Source organism: Camelimonas sp. FR25 (genome assembly GCF_059740505.1).
Map to the genome: position 1 here is coordinate 1 of NZ_JCAWFG010000036.1, position 23,562 is coordinate 23,562.

At 64.2% G+C, this 23,562-nt stretch carries 16 protein-coding genes and 1 pseudogene; 7 read left to right on the plus strand and 10 right to left on the minus strand.

The genetic code is table 11. From position 1 onward, the window contains the following. Positions 1-170 precede the first annotated feature (170 nt). The 3 genes from AC6A67_RS04575 (at position 171) to AC6A67_RS04585 (ending at position 4,696) form a co-directional block, all read left to right on the plus strand. The gene (locus tag AC6A67_RS04575) at positions 171-2,603 is read left to right on the plus strand and encodes a TonB-dependent hemoglobin/transferrin/lactoferrin family receptor (RefSeq protein ID WP_498035377.1); all 2,433 of its coding nucleotides are present in this window, start codon (positions 171-173) and stop codon (positions 2,601-2,603) included. A 161-nt stretch (positions 2,604-2,764) separates the two neighbouring features. After that, positions 2,765-3,004, plus strand: a complete 240-nt coding sequence (locus tag AC6A67_RS04580) for a hypothetical protein (protein WP_498035378.1) — start codon at positions 2,765-2,767, stop codon at positions 3,002-3,004. A gap of 921 nt (positions 3,005-3,925) precedes the next feature. Next, positions 3,926-4,696, plus strand: coding sequence for an outer membrane protein (locus AC6A67_RS04585; RefSeq protein WP_498035379.1), 771 nt, complete (start codon positions 3,926-3,928; stop codon positions 4,694-4,696). A gap of 495 nt (positions 4,697-5,191) precedes the next feature. Here AC6A67_RS04585 and AC6A67_RS04590 read toward each other — a convergent pair whose 3' ends face one another. The 10 genes and pseudogenes from AC6A67_RS04590 to AC6A67_RS04635 all read right to left on the minus strand — a co-directional run bounded on the left by AC6A67_RS04590 (position 5,192) and on the right by AC6A67_RS04635 (position 18,333). Further along, positions 5,192-5,734 (minus strand): PTS sugar transporter subunit IIA, encoded by a 543-nt coding sequence (locus AC6A67_RS04590; protein WP_498035380.1) that lies wholly within the window; start codon positions 5,732-5,734, stop codon positions 5,192-5,194. Further along, positions 5,731-6,519 carry a response regulator transcription factor gene (locus AC6A67_RS04595; protein WP_498035381.1) on the minus strand — a complete coding sequence of 263 codons (789 nt, stop codon included), beginning with the start codon at positions 6,517-6,519 and terminating at the stop codon, positions 5,731-5,733. The genes AC6A67_RS04590 and AC6A67_RS04595 overlap by 4 nt, the downstream gene beginning before the upstream one ends. Continuing rightward, positions 6,516-9,219, minus strand: a pseudogene (locus AC6A67_RS04600) (DUF4118 domain-containing protein). Before AC6A67_RS04600 ends, AC6A67_RS04595 begins: the two are co-directional and overlap by 4 nt. Before the next feature lie 27 nt (positions 9,220-9,246). Then, entirely contained in the window at positions 9,247-9,819 is a 573-nt protein-coding gene (gene kdpC / locus AC6A67_RS04605; RefSeq protein ID WP_498035382.1) for a potassium-transporting ATPase subunit KdpC, read from the minus strand. Positions 9,820-9,831: 12 nt separating this feature from the next. Then, positions 9,832-11,895 (minus strand): potassium-transporting ATPase subunit KdpB, encoded by a 2,064-nt coding sequence (gene kdpB, locus AC6A67_RS04610; protein ID WP_498035383.1) that lies wholly within the window; start codon positions 11,893-11,895, stop codon positions 9,832-9,834. A gap of 158 nt (positions 11,896-12,053) precedes the next feature. Then, positions 12,054-13,751 carry a potassium-transporting ATPase subunit KdpA gene (kdpA, locus tag AC6A67_RS04615; protein WP_498035384.1) on the minus strand — a complete coding sequence of 566 codons (1,698 nt, stop codon included), beginning with the start codon at positions 13,749-13,751 and terminating at the stop codon, positions 12,054-12,056. 495 nt (positions 13,752-14,246) lie between these two features. Further along, complete coding sequence (locus tag AC6A67_RS04620) at positions 14,247-14,336, minus strand: potassium-transporting ATPase subunit F (protein WP_498035385.1); 90 nt, start codon at positions 14,334-14,336, stop codon at positions 14,247-14,249. Positions 14,337-14,938: 602 nt separating this feature from the next. Further along, positions 14,939-15,712: an enoyl-CoA hydratase/isomerase family protein gene (locus AC6A67_RS04625; RefSeq protein ID WP_498035386.1), complete on the minus strand. Its 774-nt coding sequence runs from the start codon at positions 15,710-15,712 to the stop codon at positions 14,939-14,941. Between the two features lie 26 nt (positions 15,713-15,738). After that, the gene (locus AC6A67_RS04630; protein ID WP_498035387.1) at positions 15,739-16,602 is read right to left on the minus strand and encodes a TetR/AcrR family transcriptional regulator; all 864 of its coding nucleotides are present in this window, start codon (positions 16,600-16,602) and stop codon (positions 15,739-15,741) included. A 429-nt stretch (positions 16,603-17,031) separates the two neighbouring features. Then, positions 17,032-18,333: an ABC transporter substrate-binding protein gene (locus AC6A67_RS04635; protein ID WP_498035388.1), complete on the minus strand. Its 1,302-nt coding sequence runs from the start codon at positions 18,331-18,333 to the stop codon at positions 17,032-17,034. Positions 18,334-18,496: 163 nt separating this feature from the next. Between AC6A67_RS04635 and AC6A67_RS04640 the strand changes: the two genes are divergently transcribed. From AC6A67_RS04640 to AC6A67_RS04655, 4 genes are all read left to right on the plus strand, one after another. Then, positions 18,497-20,137, plus strand: coding sequence for a class I adenylate-forming enzyme family protein (locus AC6A67_RS04640; RefSeq protein ID WP_498035389.1), 1,641 nt, complete (start codon positions 18,497-18,499; stop codon positions 20,135-20,137). 211 nt (positions 20,138-20,348) lie between these two features. Further along, complete coding sequence (locus tag AC6A67_RS04645) at positions 20,349-21,140, plus strand: enoyl-CoA hydratase/isomerase family protein (protein ID WP_498035390.1); 792 nt, start codon at positions 20,349-20,351, stop codon at positions 21,138-21,140. A gap of 2 nt (positions 21,141-21,142) precedes the next feature. Next, positions 21,143-21,928 (plus strand): SDR family NAD(P)-dependent oxidoreductase, encoded by a 786-nt coding sequence (locus AC6A67_RS04650; protein WP_498035391.1) that lies wholly within the window; start codon positions 21,143-21,145, stop codon positions 21,926-21,928. A gap of 167 nt (positions 21,929-22,095) precedes the next feature. Then, positions 22,096-23,247 (plus strand): acyl-CoA dehydrogenase family protein, encoded by a 1,152-nt coding sequence (locus AC6A67_RS04655; protein ID WP_498035392.1) that lies wholly within the window; start codon positions 22,096-22,098, stop codon positions 23,245-23,247. Positions 23,248-23,562: the final 315 nt, after the last annotated feature.

Sequence of the window (23,562 nt, forward strand, 5' to 3'; positions counted from 1 at the left end):
ATTCCGCGCATTTTAATTATATAAAGCGCATCAAATGCGCGAACGCCGCGTCACACTCAGATTACAATTGATATAATGTCATACTATATTGAATCTAAAAGATAACTATTGCACTTAAATCTTCACAGCCCTTAAACGCCCCCAACCAACGTTAGGAACGGGGCGCCATTGTGACGATCACTGCGCACATCAAACAGCCAAATGCGGCGCTTAACCGGCAGGGGCGCGCAGGCGCGGCCGTCGGCATCGGGGAGAACCCTACGCCTCACACCGCGACAAATATCAGGCGGCCCCGGCTTCCGGGCGCCGTCTCGCTGGGGGTGCTGATCATGCTGGCCGGGGCTGGCGACGCCTACGCACAGGAGCGCTCACGCACAGCTGAGCGCAAGCCCTCATCGACGACTGCAACAACCGCTGCGACAGTCGACAGCGCCGCTGCAACTGCGGCGCAAGCCCCGCACAGCATTGAACTCGACACCATCTCGGTCACGGCGACGCGCCAGCCCACGCAATTGCTTGATATCCCGGCCACGGTCAGCGTAATTGGCCGGGAGACCATCGACCAGTTGCAGATCAATAACAATCAGGAACTGGTGCGTTATCAGCCAGGTATTACGGTCGATCGCACCACCTCCGGCGCAGATCCGTGGGGTAATCTCGGCGGCTTCACCATCCGTGGCGTCAGTGGCAATCGTGTGCAGATCCAGGTCGATGGCGCGCGCATTCAGGAGCGTATTGGCGACGGCAACCGCAATTTCACAGACATGCCGGGCCTGAAGGCCGTCGAGATCGTGCGAGGGCCAGGCTCGGTGCTGTGGGGCTCCGACGCGCTTGGCGGCATCGTGGCCTTCCGCACGCTGGATCCGGATGACCTGCTGAAGAAGAAGCGTGACGGGGCAGGCTGGGCCGGGCAGGTCGAAGCTTCCTATGACAGTCTCGACAATGCCTTCAGCAAGACGGCGATGTTCGCCGCCCAGTTCAATCCTCAGTGGCAGGGGCTCGTGCTGGTTAATCAGAAGACCTACAATGAGGCGAAGCTTGGCAAGGCGCGCGCCGATGGCGGCGCCTGGGGCTGCCCGCGCCTTCCGGAAGCCATTCGCTGCAACGAGTTGAACCCGCTGTCCGGAACAACCTGGAACAGCTTGACCAAGCTGGTGTTCCGGCCTTCCGCCGACCACGAGTTCAAGCTGACCGGCGAGAGCTTCTCGTCCAGCGCCACCGTGTTCCAGCTGTATGATTACGGTCGTCAGAGCAACCGCTCGATCAATGGCGAATACAATCGGCAGCAGGAGCAGACCCGCTATCGCCTCGCCTTCTCCCACGCCTGGACCGTGGGCGCCCCGTGGCTCGACAATGTGCGCTGGAACGTCTCGTGGTCGCCGCAGAAGCGCGCCCTCGACAGCTGGCGTCACCAGATCAACACCGCCCGGCAATATGTGGTCACAAACGCTATCAATGATTACAGCGAAGAATTTCTGCAGGGCGATATACAGATGTCATCGCACGTCGACCTGCTGGGCGCGCGGCATAATTTGACCTATGGCTTCCAGGGCGACATGGCGACGGCGGATTACGTGCGCTATGACGACGTGTTCAATATTACCCGCAAAACCACCTCGCAGAGCAAGCCGTCGGGCTTCGCCAACGCTGATACCTGGCGGGCGGATTTCTATATTCAGGATGAGATCCGTATGTTTGGCGACAGGCTTGTCGTCACCCCCGGCCTGCGTTGGGCCAATTACAACATCAACCCCCGCCCCAACGCCGATTATGTGGTGGCGCCGGGGCGCGAGCCGCGCGAGCTCAGCTCCAGCAAGGTCATCCCGCAGATCGGCGCCTTGTTCCGCCTCAACGACCAGCTGGCGTTGTATGCGCGCTATGCTGAAGGCTTCAAAATGCCGACGGCGCAGCAGCTGTATTCGTCGTCGGTCTCCACCACCTTCATGACCATTCCCAATCCCAACCTGCGGCCAGAGAGCGTGCGCTCTTATGAGGGCGGGTTGCGCGGCAAGTTTGACAATGGCTGGTTCTCGATCGGCGCCTTCCACGCCGATTACGACGACTTTATCCAGAGTTTCTACCAGATTTACCCCAACACCTATACCTATCGTAATCTGACGTCGGTGAAGATATGGGGCATCGAAGCGTCGGCTGAATACCATTTCAACGAGAATTGGGCGGTGAGCGGCGCGCTGTCATGGCAATATGGCAAGCAGCAATATGAGCGTGGCGATCGCTACGTGCCCTATGATGGCGCTTCGCCGCTCAACGGAACGCTTGGCGTTAGATGGATGAAGCCCGAGTGGGGCCTTGAGACCGAAGTGCGCGGGTTGTTCTCCAGCGCCGTGACGCGGGCCAGCGCCCCGGATCTCTTCCTGCCAGGCGCTTATGCGGTGTTTGACGCTTTCGCCAACTGGAAGATCAACGACACTTTCACGCTACGCGCCGCCGTGCTGAACATGTTCGATACGCGTTACTTCAAGGGGCCAATGCCTTACACTTACAACCTTCAGCCGGGGAGTGCGGTGGCGAGCACCAACCCGCTTGAGCTGCAGACTGCTCCCGGCCGCACCTTCCGTCTCAGCGCGGTCGCCAATTTCTGAGCCAGGCCGAACCGCGCCTCGCAGACGCAACCAGCGTCTGCCTGGCGGCGACAACCGACGTCTGCAACCGCATTGGCCGTGCTGGCGTTTCGCCAGGCCGCCCGGCGCGCTGCATGGCCGATACCCGGCGCCACAGACGCGACATGATCAGAAGAACCCATATGAGCAACGCAGCCGAACGTTTCTTGCTCGACGCCAGCCCTGTCGAGGTGCTGAAGCGCGTCACCAAAATGAAGCGCGTCATGCAGTTGTTTCGCCATGGCGGCGCCGCCCGTCCTGCGCCGGGCCGCGGGCGCTCGCCGCCCCCCCCTGCCGACCGGTTGCGCCACAGGCAATTGTTGATGACGCTACAAATGAAGGTACATCGACAAAAGGCTGCCCGTAATTGCGTCAAAATATGACGTAATTACGGGCAGTCAAGACGTAGCGAGTGAGCCATTAATATACACGACTTTGCTGCATCGGCAACAGCGCCCAACGTTCCCTGACGCCTGATTACTTGAAGCCAAAGACGATTTTGCCACACCCGAATAGCTTCAGAACAAACGCTTTACGGCCAGATCAATCGCCATTTGTAGACACGCGCGCTCAGGGCGGGCAATGTCACCTTGTCGTGATATCGCGCATACCATATGGGGCGCGTGACGAGCACTACGACTGGACTGCCGAATGCGCAGACGCGGCGCCCGTCGACAAGCTGGATTGAATCTGGACCAGGAGATCACCACCCCGTCAGGCGCCGCCCCGTCAGGCGCCGCTCACGGGCGCGGCAAGGTTCACTGGAGTCTCGCGCCTGCGCCAGCTGCACGGGCGGCGCAATCGCCATTGTCTCCATACAATAGCGCGCGGGCTCCGCCGCAATTCAGATCACAAAGGCGCGATTGAATACAGTGTTACAACCAGCTTCCTGCCTTGGTTAACCTGACGTTTCACTTCAGCGTCGCGCAGAACCAGACGACACCTTGTTGAAATGGCGCGCCGCGCCAGGGGCAACAGGGCGGCCGATCAAACCGTGGCGTTCTCAGGCTTTGCGCCGCCGCCCCCGATCAAAAGACTGCGAGGCGCAGGCGCACAATTTACCCGACGGCGCCATAAAGTCCCGGACGGCTGGCCTCAAACACAAGGCCCAGGCGTTCAGCAGCTTCGGCTAGATTGACGTAAATAGGGGGAGAGTGTTCGCTGATGCGGAGACTGCATTTTAGTCAAATGTTTACGCCAAGGCTGTTGCTTGAGTGTTACAGACAGCATGCCTGATACCATGCATAGTGTGTCTCCTTCGCGGTGCGCGGGCGAGCCATCGCTAGAATGATACGGAGTGGGTCATGAAAAAAATTCTTCTCGCGGGTGTCGCTGCAACAGCCATGCTGGTTGCGGGCTCCGCCTTCGCCGCTGACTTGCCTTCAACCAAATACGCGCCGCCTGCGCCGGTTGTCGTGGTGCCAGTCTTCACCTGGACCGGCTTTTATGTCGGTGTGAACGCCGGTTACGGCTGGAACACCAACAACAACAACAATGCCTGGAACTATTACACGCCGGTCGCTTCTGACTATTTCTGGCATGGCGGCAGCAGCTCCAATGACGGTGGCTTCGTCGGCGGCGGTCAGATCGGTTACAATTACCAGATCGGCCAGTTCGTTATCGGCGTTGAAACCGACATCCAGTACGCTGACATGGGCGGCAAGAACCACTATGGTTACGGTAACCAGGGTATGGACTGGTTCGGCACCGTGCGCGCCCGCGCTGGTTTCGCTATCGACCGCGCCCTGATCTATGTCACCGGCGGTTTCGCTTATGGTGGCGGCGGTAATAGCCACAACTATTACGGCTATGGCCTCGCCAATACCGCGCTGAACTACGGTTATTACGCCGGCAACGGCAACGACACCGCGACCGGCTGGACCGTCGGCGGCGGCCTCGAATATGCCTTCACCGACAACATCACCGCCAAGATCGAGGGTCTGTACGTCAGCCTGGATCGCGGCAACAGCGACATCTATATCCCGGGCGCGGCCCTCGCCAGCCTGTATTACTCTGGCGGCCAGAAGACCAACGAATTTGGCGTCGTCCGCGTCGGCCTGAACTACAAGTTCTGATTTCATCAGGACTGCAAAGCTCCTGCACCCCCCGGCGCAAGCCGGGGGGTATTTCGGCACGCTGCGGCGTACTGGCCTCGAACGGACTCATAGCTTTGCGACGGGCGACGGGCCCGTCACGCGCGGCTATCGGCTTCGCAAAGCAGATGTGGGGCTGGATGTCCCGGTCATCCACGCACTGATGTGACGATGACGCTAACGCTGCGCACTCGTCTTCCGATCCGGGCTTTATGGGTGAGACGCAAGCGCCCCATGTGACCTGGGCGACGCGTGCATGGGCCGGCGGGTCGTGAGCGCCGGCCGTCGCCAGCCCTCGTCAAGCGGCCAATTGTTCTGGCGAGCGCTGCGCCCACCCACCTGCCTGTCGGCAGACCAATTCCCTTGCGCAACGTCAACGTGCAGCGGCACTGGCGCCGCAAGGATCGCCACCCCTGATACCATGATGCGAGGATGCTGACCCATCCGCATCCTGACATGCTCAGACGCCGTACGGGCTTAACCAGACCCCGATCCGTCATGCTCATCGGGGGCTGGCATTACCTTGGGGCTTTGCGGTGCAACGAGCAAGGAATAGACCACAATCGGCGACGTTGCGCTGCGCAGGGCTCTGGACGTGTCGCGGGCGTTCAATCTTCGCGCAGCAGCGGACAGCACGCTGAGATGTCGCCCTGAGGCGTCGCCAGGCGTCAGGAGCAGGAACACCAGGTCGACTGGCGCGCCGTCGATGGCGTGGAAGTCTACGGCGTGCTTCAGCACGAACATGACGGCCAACGCCTCGGGCAATCCGTCGATGGCGGCGTGGGGCAACGCCACGCCCTGGCCGATGCCGGTTGATCCCAGCTCTTCGCGACGCGTGAGCGCCAGTCGCACCGCCTCCTCAGCCACGCCGGCGCGCAGGGCGGCATGGGCCGCCAGTCTGCGGATCAGGCTGGCGCGCGAGTGCGTCACTGTTTCGATCAACACATCTTCCGGCTTGAGAATGTCCGCGAGTTTCAGCGTAGCGGCCGCTCCAGTCGCGGTGGGCGTTGTGTGGCTCATGGGTCAGCCTCGCGCAGGCGGTAACCCACGCCTGTCTCGGTGAGGATGTAGTGCGGCTGGTCAGGGGCGTGCTCAATCTTCAGGCGCAACTGGCGCACGTAAACCCGCAGATACTGGACATCGGCGGCGTTGCCCCAAACCTGTCGCATGATGTGTTGATGGGTGATCACCTTGCCGGCGTGCTGCACCAGGATGCGCAGGATGTCGTATTCCTTCGGCGACAGTTTCACCTCGCGGTCGCTGACGCGCACCAGGCGCTTCACCAGATCAACCGACAGCGCGCCTGTCTGGAACACCGGGCGTTCGCCCTGCTGCTGCAATTTGTGCCGCAGCGCCACACGAATGCGCGCCGCCAGCTCGCGCATGCCAAATGGCTTGACCAGATAATCGTCGGCGCCAAGCTCAAGCGCCTCGACGATCCCGGTCTCATCGGTGCGGCTCGACAGGATGATGACGGGCGTAACGATCCCCGCCGCGCGCCACATCTGCAACAGCTCAAGTCCGGACATGTCAGGCAGGCCCAGATCAAGCACAATCAGGTCAGGGTGGCGTCGCCCCGCGCCCTGGACATCCTGCGCATCGTCGCGACCGTCGCAGGCCTCGCCGGCCTCGCCGGCATGCGGCCTTTCGCCCGCTTCGCCGCCCATGCCGAGAATCTCCATGGCCTCGGCGCCGCTGGACGCTTCGATGACGGCGTGACCATTGGCCGAAAGTCCGACCCGCAGCAGGCGTCGGATCGCCGGCTCGTCATCAACCACCAGAATTTTCACGGCGAGTGTGCTCATGTCGCATCGTCCAGTTCGGCGCAATTCGGGGTGATGGGGAACCGCAGAGTGAACGCCGCGCCCGCCTGGCCGGGCCGGTTTGCGGCGGTGATCACACCACCCATGGCCTCGACGAAGCCCTTGCATACGGACAGACCAAGCCCGGTGCCCGCCGGGGCCTGATCGCGCCGTTGAACCCGGTGGAAATGGTCGAAAATCCGTTCCAGATCGTCGGGAGGGATGCCCGGTCCCTGGTCCAGCACCTCAAGCACAACGTCGGTCTTGTCACGCCCGGCCCGCACGGTCACCGTCGAGCCGGGAGGAGCAAACTTCCGGGCATTGTCGAGCAGATTGAACAGCGCCTGCTCGAACAGCACCGGGTCGATGCGCAGCATCGGTAAATCCGCCGGGACCGATACATCGACCTTGTGGCCCTGCAAGATCTTGCTGGCCCGGCGCAGCGCGCTGCCGATGGATGTCGCCGGGATAATTGAGCGAGGCTGTGGCGGCCAGCGCGCCCGATTCCAGTCGCATCATGTCGAGCAGATTGGCGATGAAACGGTTCAGCCGCTCAGCCTCATCCACAATGGTGCTGATCAGGTCGTCGCGCGCCGGGCTGGCGATACTTGCTCCATAGTCCCTGAGCGTCGTCGCCGAACCAAGAATTGAGGCGAGCGGCGTCCGCAAATCATGCGACAGCGACGTCAGCAAAGCCGAGCGCAAACGGTCTGCCTCTGCATCCAGCCGCGCCTGTTCGACATCTGCGGCCAGCTGGACGCGTTCGATCGCCAGCGCCGCCTGATCGGCCAGGGAGTCAAACAGCCGCTGCTGTGAAGGCGTCAGCACCGCCCCGGCGCCATCCCTGTCGAGACCGATCACGCCGAGACGGCTGCGGCCGGTGGTCAGCGGAAGGTACAGCCGTCGCGCGCCGGGCAAGGTGTCTGCGCCCCGTCCAGCCGGTCGATCATGCTCCCACGCCCATTGCGCGGCGGCGAGATCAGCCTCATCGAGCGTGTCATCCGGCGGGAAGCCGGCCTGAACGACCAGCACGCTGTCTGACGGCATGAGCGCGACGACCCGCACCTGCAACATCGCCGCCATCTGATATGACGTCGCCCACAGCACATCGTCGAGGCTTGCGGCTGCCGACAGTTTGCGGCTGAACAGGAACAGGCCTTCGGTGGTGCGGGCGCGGCGGCGCGCCGCCTGGGCCTGCCGTTGCACCCGCCCGACCAGATTGCTGGCGACGACGGCGACGCATAGAAAGAAACCAAGGGCGAGGATGCTTTCGGGATCCCCGATGTCGAGCGTGTACAGCGGCGCCAGAAAGAAAAAATTGAAAGCGAAGGCGGCGACCACCGAGCTGAACAGCCCCGGCCACAGGCCGCCTTTCAGCGCCGAAGCCAGCACAGCCATCAGGAAGACAAGGCCAATATTACGCACGTCGAGAAACTGGAGCAGCGCCAGCCCCGCGCCGACGGCGCAGGCCACAAACGCAGCGCTCCACACAAATGGCGCAACTTCCAGCCGGCGCGGCGCAGGCGCTTCAGCGCGGCGGCCTGCAGCCGGCCCTTCACCAGCGCCTGGCGAGATGACGTGGATATTGATCCCCGACGACGCGCGCATGAGATCGCTGGGCGCTGAGCCTGCCAGCAACTCCCGCCAACGCGGCGCACGCGGCTTGCCGACGATGATATGGGCAAAATTATTGGCCGCCGCGTAGTCGAGAATTTCGTGGGCTATGGCGTCTCCAGGCAGTGTCACCGTTTCCGCGCCGAGCTGACCGGCGAGGCGCATGGCGGCGGCGATGCTGTCCTTGCCGCCATCGGCGAGGCGCCCTTCCCTGCTGGTCTCCACATGTAGCGCCGCCCATGGCGCGCGTAGCCGCTCGGCCTGCCGCCGGCCGTACCGCACCAGCGCCTCGCCGCCCGCATTGGCGCCAATGCAAACCAGCACACGTTCGCCGGCCGACCACGGCCCCGGGATGGCGTGGGCCTGCATGTGGGTGAGCAGCTGGTCGTCAACCCGTTGAGCCGTGCGCCGCAGGGCGAGTTCGCGCAGGGCGGTCAGATTGCCTGGCGAGAAATAATTGGCGACCGCACGCTTCGCCGTGCCTGCCAGATAGACCTTGCCGTCATCCAGCCGCCGGATCAGGTCAGCGGGCGTGATGTCGATGATCTCAATGTCATCGGCGCGATCGATGATTGAATCCGGCACGGTTTCGCGCACCCGGATGCGGGTGATCTGCGCCACCACGTCGTTCAGGCTCTCGACGTGCTGGATGTTCAGCGTGGTGTAGACGTCGATGCCTTGCGCCAGCAATTCCTCGACATCCAGATAGCGCTTGGGGTGGCGGCTGCCGGGCGCATTGGCGTGAGCGAGTTCGTCGACGAGCGCAAGCTGTGGTCGCCGCGCCAGGATGGCGTCAATGTCCATTTCATCGAGTTTCAGGCCACGGTGCGCGGCGAGTCGGCGCGGGATCAGTTCAAACCCTGAGACCAGCGCTGCAGTTTCGCTGCGCCCATGCGTCTCCACAAGGCCAATCACCACATCGACGCCATTGGCCAGTTGCGCCCGGCCCGACAGCAGCATCTCATAGGTCTTGCCGACGCCCGGCGCTGCGCCGAGGAAAATCTTCAACTTGCCGCGACCGGCGCTGTCGGCCCTGTCGAGCAGGGCGTCCGGCGACGGACGCCCCTGTCGCGCTGATGCTGTTGGCACTGGCCGTTCCCCCGAGATCGCCTGGCGTCAGCCGCGTTTCGCATCATCCAGCGCCAGATTGAGCTTCAGCACGTTGACAACGGGCTCGCCCAGCACGCCGAGCATACGTGGTTCAATGTGCGCCTCAATCAGCGCCCGCAATTTGTGTTCGTCGATGCCCCGGGCCCTGGCCACCCGCGGCGCCTGGAACTGCGCCGCCGCAGGCGTAATATGCGGATCAAGGCCGCTGGCGGAGGTCGTCGCCAGATCGCCAGGAATGGCGGCGGCGCCATTTTCGGTGCGCAGCTTCTGCACGTCGCCCTTTATGCGGCTGAGAAGCGGGGCGCTGGTCGGGCCAAGATTGGAGCCGCCCGACGCCGTTGCATCATAGCCTGCCTGCCCGGCGGCTGACGGGCGACCATGAAAATAGCCAGGCCCGGCGAAGCCCTGCCCGACCAGCGCCGAGCCGATCACCTTGCCGTCACGGCTGATCAGGCTGCCATTGGCCTGTCCAGGGAACACCGTCTGGGCGACTCCGGTGATGGCCAGCGGATAGGCCAGCCCGGTGAGGACGGTGAATGCGACGATCATGACAATCGCCGGACGTATCTGGTTGCGCATGACGCCGTCTCCTCAGGCGAGGCCAATGGCCGTAATGGCCATGTCGATGAGTTTGATGCCGATAAACGGCGCGATGAGGCCGCCAAGGCCATAGACCAGCAGGTTGCGTGACAGCAGGGCGCCAGCGCCGATGGCGCGGTATCTGACGCCCTTCAGCGCCAGCGGGATCAATGCGACGATGATCAAGGCGTTGAAGATCGTCGCCGCCAGAATGGCGCTTTGCGGCGTCGCCAGGCCCATGACGTTGAGCGCGCCAAGTTGTGGGTAAAACGCCAGGAACATCGCCGGGATAATGGCGAAATATTTGGCCACATCATTGGCGATGGAGAAGGTTGTCAGCGCGCCGCGCGTCATCAACAGTTGCTTGCCGATCTCGACAATCTCGATGAGCTTGGTCGGGTCGCTGTCGAGATCGACCATGTTGCCAGCTTCGCGCGCCGCAACGGTTCCGGTGTTCATGGCCACGCCGACGTCGGCCTGGGCCAGGGCCGGGGCGTCATTGGTTCCGTCGCCGCACATGGCGACCAGTCTGCCCTTCGCCTGCTCGTCGCGGATGAGCGACAGTTTGTTCTCCGGTGTCGCCTGGGCCAGAAAGTCGTCGACGCCTGCTTCCGCCGCGATCGCCGCCGCCGTCATTGGATTGTCGCCGGTGATCATCACCGTACGGATGCCCATGCGACGCAGTTCGGCGAACCGCTCACGAATGCCGCCCTTGACGACGTCCTTCAGATAAATCACCCCGAGCAGGTCGCCGTCCCGCGCCACCGCCAGCGGCGTACCGCCTTCCTTTGCGATGGCGTCAGCAATCGACCGGATCTCACGCGCCCGCCAGCTGGCGTCGGGCCGCGTGGGGTCGCCGCCTTCGATATGCTTCAGCACCGCGTCGACAGCGCCCTTGCGGATCGCGTAGCCATCCATGTCGACGCCGCTCATCCGGGTTTGCGCTGTGAAGGGGACAAAGCGGGCGTTGCCGCCGCTGACCACCTCGCCACGCAGCCCGTACTTTTCCTTGGCGAGGATGACGATGGAGCGCCCTTCCGGCGTTTCATCGGCCAGCGAAGCCAGTTGCGCCGCCACGGCGAGTTCGCGTTCACTGACCCCGCTCACTGGCTGGAAAGCGCTGGCCTGGCGATTGCCTAGTGTGATGGTGCCAGTCTTGTCGAGCAGCAGGATGTCGACATCGCCGGCTGCCTCGACTGCCCTGCCGGACATGGCCAGCACATTGAAGCGCACCAGCCGATCCATGCCGGCGATGCCGATGGCGGACAGCAAGGCGCCGATGGTCGTCGGGATCAGCGTCACAAACAGCGCCACGAGCACGATCACCGGCACGGCGCCGCCAGCATAGCTGGCGAAAGCCGGAATGGTTGCAACGGCCAATACAAAGATCAGCGTCAGGCCGGCAAGCAGGATGTTGAGCGCAATTTCGTTGGGCGTCTTCTGCCGCTCGGCGCCCTCCACCAGCGCGATCATCCGGTCGATGAAGGTCGCGCCGGCCGCAGCGGTGATGCGCACCCTGATCCAGTCTGACAGCACCTGGGTGCCGCCGGTGACCGCAGAGCGGTCGCCGCCGGATTCGCGGATCACCGGCGCCGATTCGCCGGTGATCGCCGCTTCATTGACCGAGGCCGCGCCAGCGATGACCTCGCCATCAGATGGGATGCTGTCGCCGGCCTCAACCAGCACGATATCGCCGACCTTCAGGCTCTCACCGGCGACAAGCCGGTAGTCCGTTGCCTCTGCCGAGGCCAGCAGCCTGGCCTGGGTGTCGGAACGGCTGCGGCGCAGGCTGTCGGCCTGGGCCTTGCCCCGCCCCTCCGCCACCGCCTCGGCGAAATTGGCGAACAGCACCGTGAACCAGAGCCAGATAACGATCTGTAGCGAAAAACCGGTTTGCGGCGCGCCCTGAACATAGTCCCTGAGCAGCAGCACGGTGGTCATCGCCGAGACGACGGCCACCACGAACATCACCGGATTGCGGGCCAGCCGTCTGGGGGCAAGTTTGCGAAAGGCGTCGCCCAATGCGGGCACAAGAATGCTGGGGTCCAACATGCTCGCAGATTTGGAGTGGCTCATGACATTACTCCAGCGCAGAAGATCCGGCCCGGGCTTGTGCCTGCGAGGCGGTCACGCAAAGACAAGGATGGCCGCCAGCGCGAGCGCGAAGCCCACGAGGGTCAGCGCCGCAATGACGCTGGACGCCCGCGGCGCGCGGCCATGACGCGGCGACATGGTCAAAAGCTCTGGCCAGCCAGCATGGCGAAGTGCTCGACGATCGGTCCCAACGCCAGCGCCGGGAAAAACGTCAGGCCGCCGACGATCAGCGTGACGCCGATCACCAGGCCGACGAACAGCGGCCCCGTCGTTGGCAGCGTCCCGGTCGAGGCGGGAACCGTGGTCTTCGCCGCCAGCGAGCCGGCGATGGCCAGCACCGGGATGATCAGCAGAAACCGCCCTGCCAGCATCGCGAGGCCAATGGCTATGTTGTAAAATGGCGTATTGGCGTTGAGACCGGCGAAGGCGCTGCCATTGTTATTGGAGCCAGATGTGAAGGCGTAGAGAATTTCGCTGAAGCCATGCGGCCCTGCATCCTGAATACTGCTCAGGCCGGCAGGGACCACGACAGCGATCGCCGTCAGCGCCAGAATGGCGAGCGATGGCCCGAGCATCGCGAGGATGCTCATTTTCACCTCTTTGGCTTCAATTTTCTTGCCCAGATACTCCGGCGTCCGCCCAACCATCAGGCCCGCGATGAACACCGCCAGAATGGCGAAGATCAGCACGCCATAGACGCCAGCCCCGATGCCGCCGAGCGGCGGAATTTGCATGTTGAACAGCGGAACCAGCCCGCCCAGCGGCGTCAAGCTGTCATGCATGGCGTTGACCGCGCCGGTGGAGGCCGACGTCGTCACCACAGCGAATAGCGATGACAGCGCCAGGCCAAACCGGACCTCCTTGCCTTCCATATTGCCGCCGGCGACGCCGAGCGCATGGACCAGCGGATTGCCGCTCGCCTCAGACCAGTAAACCAGCGCAACGCCGGCCAGGGCGATGGTCACAATGACGCTGAGCAGCACCCAGCCGTGCCGCTCCTTGCCGAGCATGCGGCCGAAAACATTGAGCATGGCGAAGGACACCGAGAAGATCGCCAGCAAATGCAGCAAATTGGTCAGCGCGGTGGGATTTTCGAACGGGTGCGCTGCATTGGCGTTGAAAAAACCGCCGCCATTGGTGCCCAGATGCTTGATGAACATCTGTGAAGCGACGGGACCCTGGGCGATGGTCTGCTGTGCGCCCTCAAGCGTGGTTGCGACAGTATAGGGGTTCAGGTTTTGCGGCACGCCCTGCCAGACAAGGACAAGCGCCCCGACGACACAGATTGGCAGCAGCACATAGAGCGTGCCCCGGGTGAGATCGACCCAGAAATTGCCAACTGTACTGGCGGAAGAACGGGCGAAGCCCCGGATGATCGCCATGGCGCCAGCCATGCCGACAGCGGCCGAGACGAAATTCTGCACCGTCATGCCGAGCATCTGGGTTAGATAGCTCATGGTGCTTTCGCCAGCATAGCCCTGCCAATTGGTGTTGGTCATGAAGCTGACGGCCGTGTTGAAGGATGACTCTGCGCCAACATTGCCAAGACCAGCCGGGTTAAGCGGCAGCAACGCCTGGCTGCGTTGCAGCAGATACAGCAACGCAAATCCTGCCAGATTGAACAGCAACATGGCGAAGAGATAGCCCGTCCAGTGCTGTTCCTGGCGCTGGTCGACCCCGGCGAGCCGATAAAGCCCGCGCTCCAGCGGCCCGAACACTGCGGACAGCAAAGTCCGCTCCCCTGCCATGACGCGGGTGATGTAGCCGCCCAGAGGCCTGATCATTGCCAGAGCAAGTGCAAGGACGATGAATATTTGAACAAGTCCGTTTGCAGTCATGATGATTTTTCCGGTCGACAGGAAGTCAGTTCTCCTGCGTCGTGCGCAGGTCCGGTCACTGCGGCTACCGCCCAGCGCCACCGCAGCGCGCGGGCTGCGGGGAGTGGACAGCCGGGCGCGCGGGATCGACTTGTCCGGACATCAGACGGCGCGCTGTAGCCAGTGGCGCCAGCGGCCCGCCTGCATCCGGCGTGAATGGCGCAGCTTCAGGATCCGTCGCCCCAAGTCAGCCCGTCGCGCGTCAAGGACGTCGCGTCACAGAGCGCCTTTGTGTTGAAGCTCAGGCGCTCAAACCAGACCGCGAAGATGCTGACGCGTCCGCGACCGGAAAGGCCCAGTCGCCGCATGGGCCCGACCAGCACCCAATGGGTCATGCTCATTGTATTCTGGCCACAGGCGATATCGCCGAAGATGCTGGCCCGGATTGGCGTAGGGAGCCGCCCTGTGCCAGCCGCAGCGGCATCTGCGGTCAACGGCTGCGTATAACCCTCGCGCCTAGAAGCGCTCAGGCCGCGCCAGCGCATAAAGCAGATAGGCTGAGACAAGCAGGGCGACCGCTGCGCCTGCCAAATAATCGGCGAACATTGGCGCGTTCCCTCAAAGTCGTTCACAGATGCGAACGTAAAAGGCCATCGCCATGAAGAAGCCGAGCCCGACCGCCAATAATAATACATCCAGCATAAGGTCCCCCGTTTCGCGGGTCGGAGCCCAGGCACATGCTGTGCGCTTGCGGCGCTCCGTCAGCGGGGACTATGGCGATGGACGGCATAAATTTGCGAGACGGGCGCGCTGCCGCCTGCATAAATAAGTCATAGGAATTGATGTCGTACTGGAATGCAGCGCGCCAACGCAATGGCGCCTTCGGAAGGCCCGGACGCCGCCTGAGCCTGACAGGATGTGAATGCGTCAGCAGCTTCGCAGGCTGACATGATCCGGCATGAGTCGGGCAGCCGTCGCCAGGGTGCGTTGAAGGTTACGGCGATGGCGCGAGGCGCTGCGGCGCCATGCCAACGGCGCCTGGCGCGCCTGCGTTACGATCAGTCGGTGGGCTGAGGGTGATACAGCCGTTGCGCTCGCTGGCTGAGCGGATCAGATGGGCGCAACGCGCCCGGCGTCCGCCCCGCGCGCAAGGTGCTCGCCGCCTTACAACATAAACGGGCGCAGCAAGCTGCGCCCTGAGCCGACACTCACGCGCCCCTGAACTGCGGCGGGCGCCGTTCGCGAAATGCGGCGACGCCTTCCACAAAGTCGTCGGTCGCAAAGGCAATGGATTGCGCCTGGGCTTCCTGCGCGAGGAAGCTGTCCAGCGACCCCTCATAGCCAGCGCGGATCATGGCTTTCGACAGGCCGAGGGCGCAGCCAGGGCCCGCGGCAAGGCTACGGGCCGCCGCCATCGCCTCATCCTGAAGCGCCTCTGGCGCGACCAGGCGCGAGGCGATGCCGATCTGGTAGGCCTCCTGGGCAGAGACCAGGCGGTTGGTCAGCAGGATGTCGCTGGCGCGCTGGTGGCCGACGGCCCGGGGCAAGGTGCGGGCGAGGCCGAGGTCCGGGGCCGCGCCGATGCCGACGAAGGCGCAGCGGAACACTGCCTTTTCACTGGCCAGCACCACATCGCCCATCATCGCCAGGCCGAAGCCCGCGCCGACCGCCGGTCCGTTCACCGCCATGACGATCGGCTTTTGCGCCGCCAGCAATAGCCGCACCCAGCGATGAAAGCTTTCCATATGCGCCAGCGTGCTGGCCGCCGGGCGAGCGCCCATGCCGCTGATGTCGCCTCCGGCGCAGAACGCCCGGCCGGCGCCGCTGACCAGCAGACAGCGGACCTCGGGATCGTTGGTGAGGGCGTGGGCCGCCTCGGCGAGATCAGCTGAAATCGCCGGGCTCAGCGCATTCATCGTCTCCGGCTCGTTCAGAACGAGGCTGAGCACCCCATCCATTTGTGTCGCAACCACCCCGGCCATGTATCTTCTCCCTGTTTATAGAGTCTTCACGCCCCGTTATCCGGCGTCGCCGCGCCAGCTTTTGCATCCGCCGCGCTGTCAGCGGGGCCTTCGTCTGGTGGCGACACGCGCTCTGGTCCGCCGCGCAACCCGTAAGCGACGAATTTGGCGTAGGTCCTGGCGGCGTCGCGGATGGCGCCGGAAGGGTCCGGACTGCGCGCCACATGTTGCGAATAGATGTAATCGCGCGCCGACATCAGCAGCAGCGCCAGGGTATCGAGCTCGCTCTCGTCATAGCCAGACAATTCTCCAGCGGCGTAGCTGCGGCCAAGCGCCTTGCGATAACGGGCGAGAATATTGCCGATGTGCCTGCGGTGACCATCAGGCGCGGCCACATGCGCTTCATGCAGCAGGCGGAAAAACCAGGGGTGTTCCTGGGCATAGGCGAAGAAGCCGAGCAGGCCACGGTGCTCCATCTCGACGATATCTGGCGCGCCGCGCACCCGTGACTGGATGACATCCAGCACCTCTTCGCCCTTCATCGGCAACAAGGCGTCGAACAAATCCTGACGGCTGTCGAAATAGGCGTAGAACGTGCCATGACCCAGCCCTGCCCGCTCCATGATGCGCGATATGGAAGCGTTGGCGTAGCCATATTCGCCAATGATCTCTGCGGCGGCCTGGCAGATGGCGGCGCGGGTGCGCTCGGATTTCTCCTGGCGGGTCAGGCGTGGCTTGCGGGGCTTCGACTGACGGCCAGCCTGGCTGACCTGCGCCTTTAGGGAAGCGGCGTCGGCTTCCACGAGCTGCGCCGCGGGGGCTTTGGAGGCGCGCGCCCGCACGGCGGACTTCTGGTTCATCGGCTCATTCATCCCGGTCGGCTCGCGCCGCGCTTTACCTGTCTGCGCCATTCATCCTGTCCGTCACCCTGGCCATGCAGACGATCCATCCCTGACCTTGACCCTGACCCCTGTGCCTTACGCGGCCAGAGTCCCAATTTATCCGCCAACTGCCGCCCAACCTGCGCCCGAGGCCTACCGCGCAAGGCTCATTCACGTCACACCCATTCACGTCACGCCCATTCACATCACGCCCATCTGGGCCAGCCATGAGAGCAGGTTGAGGTTTCTCTGCATCGGCGCGGCTCCCCTGCTCCACCAGGCGCGCGAACGCCAGTCAATCAAATGCTTCCATCTGATGACCGGGCGCTCAGGCGGAACCCGCCGACAATGGCCGCAGGCGGCGCTACGCTCTATGCCGCCAAATGGCGCGGCGGCGCAAATCCCCGTGGCGCCGCCGCCTGACGACTGGCGCCGTTTATGCGGGCGCCAGTGGTCATATTATCCCTTCACCAATGGGCAGGCGTTATCCGACAGTGGCCGGAACGCCTTGTCGCCAGGCACCTCGCCGGTGATCTCATAATAGTCCCACGGGCCCTTCGAGGCTGCGGGCGACTTCATTTTGGCGAGATAGACCTTGCGCAGCAAACGGCCATCCTCGCGCAGACGGGCGTCGTCCATGTAAAAATCCTTGACGGGATTCTTGCGCATCTCAGCCATCACCGCCGCCGGATCGGTGGTTCCGGTCGCCTTCACCGCCTTCAGATAATGGGTGACGGCGCTGTATACGCCGGCATGCGCCTCGGCTGGCATCACCTTGTTGCGCGCCATGAAGCGCTCGGAGAACTTACGCGCCTCGGGGTTCATGTCCCAGTACCACACGGATGAGAACTGGATGCCCTGCGCCATGGCCGGACCGAGGCCATGGGCGTCGGTGAGCAGGAAGGCGAGGGCGACCAACTGCTGGCGACCATCGGCGCCCAGACCGAATTCCTGCGCCTGCTTCACCGAATTGCTCAGATCGGCGACGGCGTTAAGGAAGGCGACCGCGTCAGCGCCAGAATTCTGCGCCTGGAGCAGGATCGACGAATAGTCCTGCAGACCTGGCGGATGGCGAACCGCGCCAACGATCGTGCCGCCACCCTCTTCGACAACCTTGGTGACGTCGCGCTGCATGGCGTGGCCGAAGGCCCAGTCCTGAATGATCAGGAACCACTTCTTCTTGCCTTCAGCGAGCAGGCGCTTGGGCAACGAATTGGCCCACATGTAGCTGTCCTGGCTCCACTGGGCGGTATTGGGCGAACAGGCCTTGCCGGTGAGATCAGAGCTCGAGGCGCCGACATTGATGGCGATCTTCTTGTGGCTCTCGACCAGTTCCTTCACCGCCAGCGCCACCGCAGATGCGCCAATGTCGGCGATCATGCTGACATTGTCCTGTTCGAACCAGCGGCGGGCGACGCCTGCGCCAATGTCGGCCTTGCTCTGGTGATCTGCGAACACCAGCTCGATCGGCTTGCCAAACATTTGGCCGCCAAAGTCCTCAATCGCCATGCGGGCGCCGTCGACGGAGCCCGCGCCAAGGCCAGACGACAGCACGCCCGACATATCGGTGAGCACGCCGATCTTCAGCGGCGTCGTCGGCGCTGCGGCCGGCTTGTCCTGGGCCAGCGCCTGCGGCGCTGCTGCGCCGAGCGCCAGCGCGCCGCTCATCATCATCGCGCCGAGCCAGGCGCCGATGCGCCGCCGTGGCGGGGTATTGCCGATACGCCGCCGTGGCGGCGCCGTGTTCAAGTGCCTGTTCATCCCCAATCGCTCCCTTCCCCACGGGCGCAACTCGTTGTGGTCGCCGCTCCGTCTGCCGCGCAGTGTCGAAAAACCCCATGGACATGTCAACCAAAACTGACTAGTGAATCGAAAATCGAATTTATAAATTGCTCCGGGCAACGGAGCGGGCATGGGGATGGAGATGAGCGCAACGCGCCTGCCGGAAAGCATTGCTGGAAAAACGATATTTGATCTGGTGGCGACGCAGGCTGACATGCGTCCGAACGCCCATGCACTGACCGCCGTCTCAGCCTTCGGCGGCGAGCATCGCCTCAGTTACCGCCAGTTGCGCCATGTCGCGACGCGCCTGGCCGATGGCCTGCGGCGCCAGGGCGTGATCAGGGGCGACCATGTCGGCGTCATGCTCGACAATGATGCGGGGCTGGAAGCCGCTGTCACCATGCTGGCGCTGCACCGGATCGGCGCTGTGGTCGTTCCGGTGAACACCCGCTTCGCTTTGGCTGAATTGCGCTATGTGCTCGGCAAGGCCCGCTGCTCAGCGCTGGTGTGCGCCGCAGCCCTCTGGCCAAAGGCGGCGACCACGGCTGTCGAACTGCCAGACCTGCGCCTGCTGGTCTGTGTGGGCGATCAGCCCGATGGCGCCGCTGCGCCACAGGCCGCTTGCGCCGACTGGCGCGCCGTCTGCCACAGTGGCGACGCCCAGGCGGGCGACTGGCCGCTCCTGTCGCCCGACGACATGTCAGAAATCCTGTTCACATCCGGGACCACCGCCCACCCCAAGGGCGCGGTGATGACCCATGGCCGCTCGCTGGCCGCCGCTTATGGCTTCGCCGCCGCCATGTCGCTCACCGAACATGACGTTTTTGGCAGCTTCTTCCCGTTCTTCACCACGGCGGCGCTGCATTGTGTGCTGCTGCCGTGCTGGTTCGCAGGATCGGCGGCGGTCGTCGATCCATGCCTCGACATCGAAGAGGTGCTGGCGCGCATGGCGCGCGAGAGGACGACGAAATACATCGGCGCCCCGGCGTTCTATATCTTCCTGCTTGAGGCTTATGACGCACGTCGCCACGACCTCTCAGGCATGACGATGTTTGACTATGGCGGCGCCGCCATGCCGGTCGAGGTCATCCGCAAGCTGGCGGAGGTGTTTCCGGCTATCGAGCTTCGCCAGACCTGGGGCATGACCGAAACCGGCCCCTCCGGCACGGTGCTGCTCGGCAAGGACGCCTTGCGCAAGGCCGGCGCGGTTGGCCAGCCGTGGGCGATGACCGAAATTCGTATTGTTGACGACCATGGCGCGCCGCTGCCTGTCGGGGCGACGGGCGAGGTGGCGGTGCGCAGCCCGGCGGTGATGCGCGAATATTATGACCAGCCTGAGCTGACCCGGGAAACCTTGCGTGATGGCTGGATGATGACCGGTGACATCGGTTTCATCGATGCGGAAGGTTATTTGCATCATCTTGATCGCAAGAAGGACATGATCATCCGGGGCGGCCACAACATTGGCTCGCTGGAGGTGGAGGAAGCGCTGTTCCAGCACCCCGCCATCCAGGATGTGGCCGTGGTGGCGGCGCCGCATCCGAGACTGGGCGAAGACATTCACGCCTTCATCGTGTTGCGGCAGGGCGCCGTCGCCTCGCCAGACGATCTCCGCGCCTTCTGCGTCGACCGGCTGGCCGATTACAAGATCCCACGTCGCATGACCTTTCTGGAGGACATGCCGCGCGGCCCCATGGGCAAGGTGCTCAAGCAGGATTTGCGGCGGCTGGCCCGGGAGGCCTCCGCCGGGATGTACGACGGCGCCACGGGCAGGGCCGCCTGAGCGCGGTTGCATCGCATGAAGCGCGCTCCGGACGCCAGGGCCCGGCGCGTCAGATCATGCGTCCACTCGGTAAGCACGGCGTGCGCCCTCGCGTCCGTGGCGCCGGGACGCATGGCGGGCGCCGGGCGCACGACACTGCGCAATTGCGCATGAAGCGCCTGCGAGGCGCAGCATATGAACTGGCGTCGATCGCCAGCGGGAGAGAAACGACATGAGGCAGCAGGATTACAGCGCCATCTCCATCAGCCGGCGCGGACGCATTCTAACCCTGACCATGAACCGGCCAGACAGCCTGAACGCGGTGAACGCCACGCTGCATGAGGAGCTGTCGCGGGTGTTCACCGACGCAGCCAGGGACCCGGATTCGGATATCGTCGTGCTGACTGGCGCCGGCAGGGCGTTCTGCGCCGGGGGCGACGTCGACTGGATGCAGGACGCCATCGACAATCCCGACAGCTTTGAGACCACCGTCTCCGAGGCCAAGGCGATCGTGTTTTCGCTGATCGACTGCGACAAGCCGACCATTGCGCGCATCAACGGCCCGGCGGTCGGCCTTGGCGCGACGCTGGCGCTGCTCTGCGACATCAGCTTCGCGGCGGAAAAGGCGATTATCGCCGATCCGCATGTCTCCATCGGCATGGTGGCCGGCGACGGCGGAGCCGTGATCTGGCCGCAGCTGATCGGCTTTGCCCGCGCCAAGGAGTTTCTGCTCACCGGCGACGCCGTGCCGGCGCCGCGCGCCGCCGAGATCGGCCTGATCAATCATTGCGTGCCAGCCGACGAGCTCGATGCGCGGGTCGACGCCTTCGCCGATCGCCTTGCCGGCGGGGCCCAGAAGGCGATCCGCTGGAGCAAGGTCACCACCAATATCGCCTTGCGTCAGCTGGCGACGGCGATGATGGACACCGGCCTCGCCTATGAGGCGCTGACCAATGTCAGCGCCGATCACCAGCGCCTCGTCAACGAATTTCGCGACAGGTCTGCTGCGCGCAAGAAGGGCTGATCATGGCGGGCTTGATCGATCTCAGCGGCCGGACCGCGCTGGTCACCGGCGCCGCCGGCGGCATTGGCCTCGCCATCTGCCATACCTTCGCCCAGCAGGGCGCCGATGTGGTGCTGGCCGATCGTGACCGCGACCGGCTGGATGCGGCGATGGCGGAGCTCACCGCCCGCCATCCTGGTCGCGGCTTCAGCGCCGTCACCGGCGACATTGGCGCGCCTGATGGCCCGGACGCCATCTGCGCCGACGCCCTGGTAAAGGCAGGCCGCATCGACGTGCTGGTCAATAACGCCGGCGTCGGCGAGCCCATCGTGCGGACCATTGACCAGGATCTCGACGCCTGGCAGCGGGTGATGGACATCAATCTGCGCGGCGTCTTTCTGATGTCGCGCGCGATCGGCCGCCACATTCTTGGCCGTTCAGGCTCTGGCGCCATCGTCAATATCGCCTCCATCGCCGGACTGATGGGCGTGCCGTCTTCCAATGCCTACGCCGTGTCGAAGGCCGGCGTGGCGCACCTCACCCGCACCCTCGCGTCCGAATGGGCGGGCAGAGGCCTGCGGGTTAACGCCATCGCCCCCGGCTATATCGAGACCGGTCTGGCGCTCGGCATGTTCGCCGACGTCGGCATCGATCGCAGCAGACTGGAAAAGCGCCTGCCCATGCGCCGCATGGGCGCGCCGGCGGAGATCGCCAGCGCCGTGGCCTTTCTGGCTTCCGACGCCGCGTCCTATGTCAGCGGCGTGGTGCTGCCCGTCGACGGCGGCTGGACCGGCTTCGGCGGCCCATGACGCGCCGCGCCGCCCATGGGGCCTGATGCCAGAACCCGATGAGCACGACTCATCGGGTTCTGGTCAAGCCCGTGCGGCGCCTGAGCCTGTCAGGATGCGGATGCGTCAGCATCTTCGCAGCCTTTTATGACGCGTCCCATTTTCCCCATGCCTGTTCCGGAGCTGTCATGACCACCCAGAGCATCGAACCTGCGCCCGCCGATGATGCGGCCGAACTGGCGGCACTGCGCCAGTCCGTCGCCCGGTTTATCGCGCGCGAAATTACCCCACACTATGACCAGTGGGAGCGTGACGGCGTCATGCCGCGCGCGTTATGGCGGAAGATGGGCGCAGCTGGCTTTCTGGGCTGCTGCCTGCCTGAGGCCTATGGCGGCTCGGGCGCCGGCATTCAGCATGCGCTGGCGATCATTGAGGAATTTGCCCGCGCCTTCGTCGCCTTGCCTGGGTTCTACACCCATTCCGAGATCATCGCGCCCTATCTGGTCCATTACGGAACGGACGAGCAGAAGCAGCGCTGGCTCCCCGGCTGCATCAGCGGCGAGGTGGTGCTGTCGATCGCCATGACCGAACCGGGCGCCGGCAGCGACCTGAAGGGCGTGCGCACCCTCGCGCGCCAGGATGGCGATGATTTCCTGATCAGCGGCCAGAAGACCTTCATCACCAACGGCCACCACGCCGATCTGGTCATCGTGCTGGCCTCCGTCGCCGGTGATCCGCCTGGCAAGAAAACGCTGTTCCTGGTGGAGCGCGACCGGCCTGGCTTCACGCGTGGACGTATCCTCGACAAGCTGGGCCAGAAGGCCCAGGACACGGCGGAGCTGTTCTTCGACGATGTCCGCGTGCCCGCCAGCAATATCCTTGGCCGTCGCGGCGAGGGCCTGCGCTATCTGATGGCGCAACTGGCGCGCGAACGTCTGATGATCGGCATGACCGCCGTCGCGGGGGCCGAGGCGGCGCTGGCGGAGACCATCGCTTACGCCAACCAGCGTCAGGCCTTTGGCCAGGCCATCAGCCAGTTCCAGCATCTGCGCTTCAAACTGGCGGAGATGAAGACCGATGTCGCCGTGGGGCGCGCCTTTCTGGAGCAATGCGTGACGCGCTTTGGCGCGGGCGAGATGCAGGCCGAGCACGCCGCCATGTGCAAATACTGGCTGACCGACATGGAGGCGCGGGTGCTCGACCAATGCGTCCAGATGCACGGCGGCTATGGCTTCATGCGCGAATACAAGGTGGCGCGCGCCTATGGCGACTCGCGCGGCCAGCGGATCTACGCCGGAACCAATGAAGTGATGAAGGAGATCATCGCCCGCACGCTGTGACCTTCCTCCTTGCAGGAGCAGGTGTCGTCGGTGGATGGGCAGGCCCGTGCGGGCCTGGGCTTTGCAGCGAGCCGATGCGTCAGCCTCTGTGCTGCCTGATGGGAGCAGGACGGCATCCATCACGGCGCCCGGCCACATCCCGGCGGTGTGGTCCGCCCGGGACGCCAGCGCCAGGGCAAAGCCAGGCGCTGCTGGCGCCCCTCGCGCCAGTCCTGCGCGCCAGTCCTGCGCGCGGGCCAAGGCTGGCGCCCAAACACGGCGCCAGCAGCAGCCATGACGCCCGCTCACGGGCGCATGAACCAGCATGAATGGGGA

Coding starts and splice junctions, on each gene's coding strand:
- kdpC (WP_498035382.1), bottom strand. CDS start 9,819: ATGCGCAACCAGATACGTCCGGCGATTGTCATGATCGTCGCATTCACC.
- AC6A67_RS04585 (WP_498035379.1), top strand. CDS start 3,926: ATGAAAAAAATTCTTCTCGCGGGTGTCGCTGCAACAGCCATGCTGGTT.
- AC6A67_RS04640 (WP_498035389.1), top strand. CDS start 18,497: ATGAGCGCAACGCGCCTGCCGGAAAGCATTGCTGGAAAAACGATATTT.
- AC6A67_RS04635 (WP_498035388.1), bottom strand. CDS start 18,333: ATGAACAGGCACTTGAACACGGCGCCGCCACGGCGGCGTATCGGCAAT.
- AC6A67_RS04630 (WP_498035387.1), bottom strand. CDS start 16,602: ATGGCGCAGACAGGTAAAGCGCGGCGCGAGCCGACCGGGATGAATGAG.
- AC6A67_RS04625 (WP_498035386.1), bottom strand. CDS start 15,712: ATGGCCGGGGTGGTTGCGACACAAATGGATGGGGTGCTCAGCCTCGTT.
- AC6A67_RS04595 (WP_498035381.1), bottom strand. CDS start 6,519: ATGAGCACACTCGCCGTGAAAATTCTGGTGGTTGATGACGAGCCGGCG.
- kdpB (WP_498035383.1), bottom strand. CDS start 11,895: ATGAGCCACTCCAAATCTGCGAGCATGTTGGACCCCAGCATTCTTGTG.
- AC6A67_RS04655 (WP_498035392.1), top strand. CDS start 22,096: ATGACCACCCAGAGCATCGAACCTGCGCCCGCCGATGATGCGGCCGAA.
- AC6A67_RS04650 (WP_498035391.1), top strand. CDS start 21,143: ATGGCGGGCTTGATCGATCTCAGCGGCCGGACCGCGCTGGTCACCGGC.
- AC6A67_RS04645 (WP_498035390.1), top strand. CDS start 20,349: ATGAGGCAGCAGGATTACAGCGCCATCTCCATCAGCCGGCGCGGACGC.
- AC6A67_RS04620 (WP_498035385.1), bottom strand. CDS start 14,336: ATGTTCGCCGATTATTTGGCAGGCGCAGCGGTCGCCCTGCTTGTCTCA.
- AC6A67_RS04580 (WP_498035378.1), top strand. CDS start 2,765: ATGAGCAACGCAGCCGAACGTTTCTTGCTCGACGCCAGCCCTGTCGAG.
- AC6A67_RS04590 (WP_498035380.1), bottom strand. CDS start 5,734: ATGAGCCACACAACGCCCACCGCGACTGGAGCGGCCGCTACGCTGAAA.
- kdpA (WP_498035384.1), bottom strand. CDS start 13,751: ATGACTGCAAACGGACTTGTTCAAATATTCATCGTCCTTGCACTTGCT.